Source organism: Magnetococcus sp. PR-3 (assembly GCF_036689865.1).
Lineage (GTDB): Bacteria > Pseudomonadota > Magnetococcia > Magnetococcales > Magnetococcaceae > Magnetococcus.
Genome location: NZ_JBAHUQ010000051.1, coordinates 20900 through 27843, shown reverse-complemented (window position 1 = coordinate 27843; position 6944 = coordinate 20900). Strand labels below are relative to the sequence as shown.

The 6944-nt window shown below is 51.1% G+C and carries 3 protein-coding genes; all 3 read left to right on the top strand.

Annotated elements, in window-relative coordinates; translation table 11 throughout:
* A partial coding sequence (locus tag V5T57_RS19845) for a PAS domain S-box protein (protein WP_332893008.1) occupies positions 1–4196 on the top strand: 4196 nt, incomplete at its 5' end.
* Position 4197: 1 nt separating this feature from the next.
* Positions 4198–5250, top strand: coding sequence for an HD domain-containing phosphohydrolase (locus tag V5T57_RS19840; protein ID WP_332893007.1), 1053 nt, complete (start codon positions 4198–4200; stop codon positions 5248–5250).
* A 224-nt stretch (positions 5251–5474) separates the two neighbouring features.
* Complete coding sequence (locus V5T57_RS19835; protein ID WP_332893006.1) at positions 5475–6926, top strand: B12-binding domain-containing radical SAM protein; 1452 nt, start codon at positions 5475–5477, stop codon at positions 6924–6926.
* Positions 6927–6944 lie beyond the last annotated feature (18 nt).

Genomic DNA, 6944 nt, shown 5'->3' with positions numbered 1-6944 from the left:
TAAAACGGTTGGTACCTTTTTCAGCCGATATTGCTGAACCGATACGGCGGGCCTTGAATGGGGAGCAGGGGGCGGGTTTTGCCCCAGATTATCGTAATGAAACGGTGGTGGCTGTGTGGCGACCCATACCCAGTGCCAACATTGGTATGGTGGTTAAAATTGATGCTGCAGAGGCGCTGTCTGATATTCAAACCATGTGGCGTAACGGTATTATATCGCTGGTGACAACACTGCTACTGGCGGGGGCTTTGGCCTATTGGAACGGACGCCGCTTAGTGGAACCTTTGAGTCTGCTGCTGGCCAGTGCCCAACGGGTGGGTGAAGGTGATTTTAACCAGCCACCACAGATTCAGGGTAAAGATGAGATGGCCGCTTTGGGGCACGCGTTTGCCCAAATGATGCAGCAGTTACGGCGTGCCCGAGAGGATATGGAGTCTCAGGTTCATCGACGTACCCAGGAGTTGGAGGAGAGCAATTTAGCCTTGGGTCATAAAGAAGCGTTGGTCCGGGCCATTGTGGAAAATGCGGTCAGTGGCATCGTCACAGTGGACACCCAAGGTGTTGTACAGAGCTTTAATCCTGCGGCTGAATCTATTTTTGGCTACGAAAACCATCAAGTTGTCGGCCAGTCCGTGCGCATGCTGTTGCCAGAAGATCAGCAGGAGAGGGGGAAACCAAACCCCTTTATGCTAACGGCACACGCCACGTTGCAGGACTCTGCCCAAGAGGTGCTGGGATTAAGGCGTGATGGCTCACAATTTCCCATGGAACTGGCGGTCAGTGAGTTGCAGGTGGATCAGACCCATCTCTATGTGGGGTTGATTACCGATATTACCCAGCGTAAGAGTACGGAAACCGCACTGCGGCGGCAGTCTCGGGCCATTGAAGAGAGCCCGGTTATGGTGATCATTACCGATACCGACAGCCGTGTACTGTATGTGAACCCCGCTTTCACCAAAATTACTGGATATGATGAAACAGAAGTGCTGGGGCAGCACATGCGCTTTATCCAGAGTGGGCAGACCGATGAATCGCTCTATCAGGAGATGTACCGCACGCTTACGCGGGGCGAACCTTGGCATGGTGAAGTACAGGATCGACGCAAGGATGGTTCTTTCTTTTGGGTCTCTGCCACCATCTCTCCGGTACGGGATGAGAATGGGCAGGTGGTTAACTATGTGGCGGTGGAGGAGGATATCACCCAGCGTAAGGAGCTACTGCTAAAGCTGGAGAGCCAACAAGATAGCCTAAACCGTGCTCAACGTATTGCCCAGGTGGGGAGTTGGAATTGGGATCTGTCCAGTAATCAGGTGGAGTGGAGTGATGAGTATTTTCGCATTCTTGGCTATCCACCCCGCTTCACAGAGCCCAGTTATGATGGCTTTATCGAACGGGTACACCCGGAAGACCGTGAAGCACTAGAGGCCCAGATTAAACATGCGTTGGACAACCCGGAGGATTCATACCGGGCCGAACATCGTATTATCCGCCCAGATGGTGAGATGCGTACTTTGTTAGAGCTGGGTGATATCCGCTGTGATAGTGATGGCACCCCCATCCGTATGGTAGGTACAGGGCAGGATATTACCGAGCAAACCAAAGTAGAGGCTGAGCTGCGACAGCACCGGGACCATCTCTCTGAACTGGTGGCGTTGGGTACAGCCAGTATTAAAGCGATTGTAGAAACCGCCGTCGATGCCATTATCACCATCAATGTCCGGGGGAACATCCTTTCGTTCAACCCCGCTGCTGTTCGTATGTTTGGCTATTCGGTACAAGAGGTCTTGGGTCAGAATATTAAAATGTTGATGCCTGAGCCGTTCAAGGGTGAACACGACGGCTACTTAACGCACTATCTCACCACGGGCATTTCTAAGATTATGGGCAGTAGCCGGGAAGGGGTTGGTCTACGCAAAGATGGTTTAACCTTCCCCCTGACCATCTCCTTGAGTGAAATGAAGTTGGGTAATGAACATCAATTCACCGGCATTTTAAGGGATATTACCCAAGAAAAAGCAGCAGCCGCTGAGTTGGAACGTATGACGGACCTTCTTAATGATGCCCAGGACTTGGCCCATATGGGGGGCTGGGAGCTGGATTTGGTCTCTGGCCAGATGACATGGACGGAAGAGGTCTATCGTATTCATGAAGCACCGTTGGAGATGCACCCGGTTAGGGAAGATCTGTTAACCTATTGTCATGCGGAAGAGCGTCCGGTACTCGACCAAATGCTCACCGGGGTTATTGAGCAGGCTCAGCCCTTTGAAATGGAGTACCGCTTTACCCCACGTTCAGGGCGCCAGTTGTGGATCAAGGCTTCAGGCCGTCCGGTGGTTGAGCAAGATCGGGTGGTTAAAGTACGCGGCATGATGCAGGACATTACCTGGCGTAAACGCAATGAGCGGGAGCTGGTGGAAGCCCGACATGCTGCGGAAGCCTCCAGTCAGGCAAAGACCGCATTTTTGGCCAATATGAGCCATGAAATCCGTACCCCTATGAATGCCATTATTGGTATGACGGATTTGGTCTTAGAGACTGAACTGGACCGGGACCAACGTAAAAACCTCCATGCGGTGGCAGAGTCAGCCAAAGCGTTGTTACGTTTGCTCAATGATATTTTGGACCTCTCCAAAATGGAGGGCGGCAAAATGGTCTTTGAGCAGATCGCCTTCCGGCCCATCGAACTGCTCGAGCGGGTTATGGCTGTTTTACAGTTGGAGGCACAGGCCAAAGGTTTGGAGCTGCATGTTAAACCCCATGCCGATCTGCCGGATTGTGTCTCTGGTGATCCCAGCCGTATACGGCAAATTCTACTGAACTTACTAGGTAATGCCGTAAAGTTTACCGAGAAGGGGAGCATTGAGCTCTCCGCAGAGCCCGCCGAGGAAAAAGAGTATATTCACTTTAAGGTGCGTGATACCGGTATTGGTATAGCGGAGGATCGTATCAGCAAAATTTTTGAACGCTTTACCCAGGCCGATGATGCGACCAACCGGCGCTTTGGGGGTACGGGGCTGGGCACAAGTATTTCAAGACAGTTGGTGGTACGTATGGGGGGGGAGATCTGGGTTGAGAGTCAATTTGGGCAGGGTAGTACGTTCCAGTTTACCCTGCCATTGCCAGCTTTGGAGGATGTCGAAGCGGTGATGTTGGATACAGAACAGCCCTTGGACCGCAGTGAAATTCCACCGCTTAAACCCTTAAAAATTCTCTTAGCTGAAGATGTTCCCCTGAATCAACAGTTGGTCCTGACCCGTATGAGTCAACAGTCGCATCAGGTTGTTGTGGCGGAAGATGGACGGGAGGCCCTGTTTGCCTTTGCCACCCAGGGGCCGTTTGATCTGGTTTTAATGGATGTCATGATGCCCAAAATGGATGGTCTGACCGCCATTGGTAAAATCCGCCAGATGGAGAGTGAGCAGGGCGGCCATATTCCCATTATTGCGTTAACCGCCAGTGTGATGCATGCCGAGCGTGAAGCCTGTTTTAATGCCGGTGCAGATGACTTTGTGGGTAAGCCCATCGACTTTATGCAGCTGTTCGGAAAAATGGCACGTTTGATTACTGGGGATAATCTGGTGGCCAACGCTGAGCTTTCCAATCCGACCGTTAATCTATTGAACAGCGGTCCAAAGCTGTTGGATGTGGCGGGTGCCATTCACAGTTGGGGTGATCGGCCAGCTTATTTAAAGGCGTTGGCAGAGGTTGTTGAAGCGTATGCTGATGCAACAGAGCAACTAAAAGCGCTGATTACGGCACAAAACTGGTCTGAGCTCTATATGCTCAGCCATACCCTCAAAGGGGTTATGGCCAACATGGGCGCGCAACGGTTGACCAGACCTTTGACCCGCTTGGAACAGGCGGCTAAATCGGAACAGCAGGATGAGGTAGAACTCGCATGGCAAGCAACGCCACAGCTGTGGCAAGAGACAGTGGATGCCATGCAGGGGCTGTTGGAAGGTCTTGCCCCAGCGGCTGACCGAGAAGTGGTGGTGGGGGATGCCCAGGCTGCTCAACCGCTACTTAAGACCTTGTTAGAGGTTGTGCGCCGGGGTGGTATGGATGAAGAGGTGATGGGGGCCTTGTCCCAGGTGCTTCCCCATGAAGATCTGATGCAGCTCGAACAGCTGTTGGATCATTTTGAATTCGACCAGGCTTTGGCATGGATCGAAAAGCGGCTGAATGAGGATGGATAAGATGGATCAGCAAACTCTGTTACTGGTGGATGATGAACCGCGAAATTTACAGCTCTTACGGCAGATTTTAAAAGCGGACTATCAGCTTTTATTTGCCAAATCAGGTCAGGAGGCGCTGGAGCGGGCGTTTGAACAGAGACCCGATCTCATTCTGTTAGATGTCATGATGCCAGATCTGGATGGCTACACTGTGTGTGCCCAACTCAAACAGGATGCACGTACCCGCCATATTCCCGTTATTTTTGTCACCGCGATGAGTGAGGAGTCGGATGAAGCCAGAGGGTTCGAACTGGGGGCGGTGGACTATATCGCCAAACCGGTCCGGGCACCGGTTGTGCGGGCTCGGGTTCGTAACCATTTAACTTTGGTGGACCAACATCGCGCCTGTGCCAAAGAGGTGACCAAACGTACAGAAGAGTTGATGGAAACCCGCTTGGCCAGCCTACAGATGTTGGGTAAAGCTGCTGAGTATAAGGATAATGAGACAGGTTTACATGTTATCCGTATGTCCAACTTTGCCGCACTGTTGGCAGAGAAATATGGTTGGAACAGTGACGACTGCGGCTTGATGTTGCATGCATCTGCCATGCATGACATTGGAAAAATAGGTATTCCTGATCGTATTTTGCTTAAACCTGGCAAATTGGATGATGCAGAGTGGGGGGTGATGCGTAAACACCCCGGTATTGGAGCAGGTATAATCGGCCGTTACTCGGGGCAGTCTCGGCTGTTCGATATGGCGCGGCAAATTGCACTTACCCATCATGAAAAATGGGATGGGTCTGGATATCCCCGGGGTTTGGCTGGGGAGGAGATTCCCATATCAGGACGTATGGTGGCCATCGCAGATGTCTTTGATGCATTAACAACACGGCGACCCTATAAAGATCCTTGGCCCATTGAAAAAACCGTTGAGACCCTAAAAAAAGATGCGGGGACCCATTTTGACCCTCGGCTAGTCGATCTCTTTATAGAAAATCTAGAGGGTATTTTGGCCATTAAAGCCCGCTGGGAGGAGACCCCGGTGGCTGAAAGAATGGAACAGCGTCGTTAGATCCTGGTCTGTTGGGCTTGAATGGGTATCAGCTCAGGATGGTTCTATTTAAAATGGGACCATTTTCATTCCTTTTTCAGGTTGCACCTTCTGCTTTAAACTGCTTATGATCAGTCAGGTTAGGGTCTTTACATAAGGGCAAACTGGCTAGATTTTAGGCCCGTATGCAGATGGTCTGAGAGACAACAGATCTCGATCTATCGTCTTACCAAGAAGGTCACCCCATGGATTTTATTCTCGTCTTCTCTCCCAGTTATGACCGTGCGGCTGAGATCCCCGTTGGTGGCCTTTTTCTGTGTGATGCCCTGTTAAAGAAAGACTACTCAGTGGGGGTGATCAATGATTTCTCCCATGAAGAGATCCTAGCGGCTGTGCATCGAGATACCGATGAACAGACCATTGCCTTTGGTATTTCAACCGTCTCTGTACTCACTTTTCGTGACACCATTGCCATCTCCAAAGCATTAAAAGAGGCCTATCCTCATATACCTGTGGTGTGGGGTGGGCAAGCGGTGGCGGCCAATCCTGAAGAGATCCTCGCCTTTGAGTGTGTGGATTATATTGTGGTGGGTGAAGCCGAAGAGGCTTTACCAGAGCTGTTGGCCCATCTTAAACAGGGTAGAGAGCCCAACCCTATCAAAGGGGTGGGGTATAAGCGGGATGGAAAATCCATCCTTCAGGGTATTGCCGACTATACGGAGCTGACCGGTGTGGTTGAGCTGCCTTACCATCTGTTGGATATGCCCGCCTATTACCGTCAGTTAAACATTGGGGGGGATCGCTGGTTGGGGGCGATGTACTCTCGGGGTTGCCCGTTTAAATGTTCATTCTGCTATAACTCCACCATCCATGGTATTAATACCCGTATTCGCTTTCATGAGATCGATCATGTCATCCATGATATCAAACGATTATCAGAGCAGTATGGCGCAGATAGTGTCACCATTCATGATGACCATTTTTTAATTAATGAAAACCGTGTGGTTCGGTTCTGCCAACGCTTGTTGGATGAGGGGATAACCGTCAATCTGCGGGCCAATGGGCGTATTGATACCATTAACCGTATGAAAGACAGCACACTGGCACTGCTCAAGCAGGTTGGTTTTGTTAATTTAATTTCAGGTATTGAATCAGGCTCTCCCCGTATGTTGGAGATCTTGAATAAGAACATTACGTTGGAGCAGATTGAAGCGGTTGATGCAAAGCTGGGCCAACATGGTTTGTATAAACACTGGAATTTTATGACCGCTCTGCCCGGTGAAACCATAGAAGATGTGGCCCTGACCCTAGAGCTTATTGTGCGTCTGGCCCGTACATCTATGGACTCACCCTTTCCGTTCAGTTACCGCAAATATGTACCACTGCCTGATACGGCACTGTATGAGATGGCAGTCCGTGAATATGGGTTGGAAGTGCCAGAATCCATTGAGGGCTGGCGTGATTTTTCAGATCGGTTCCTGGATGAGCGGGAGACGGGAGATCTGGGTATGTCGACCCGCCCGTGGATGGATCTAGCCTTGGCAACCTATACCGATGTGGGTGAAAAACTGGTGCTCGCTATGAACCGGCTGTTCATTGGCCAGGGTGCAGATCGTGCAGCCATTGCGCAGGCGGTGGATGCTCTACAGGCCCATGTGGAGCAGGGCTTGCCCCAGGCACAACGTCGGTGGGCCTAACCCGCTGCTTGGTCGTAC

Bases quoted from the DNA above. Each gene is read 5' to 3' on its own strand.
- V5T57_RS19840 (WP_332893007.1), top strand. From the start codon at position 4,198: ATGGATCAGCAAACTCTGTTACTGGTGGATGATGAACCGCGAAATTTA.
- V5T57_RS19835 (WP_332893006.1), top strand. From the start codon at position 5,475: ATGGATTTTATTCTCGTCTTCTCTCCCAGTTATGACCGTGCGGCTGAG.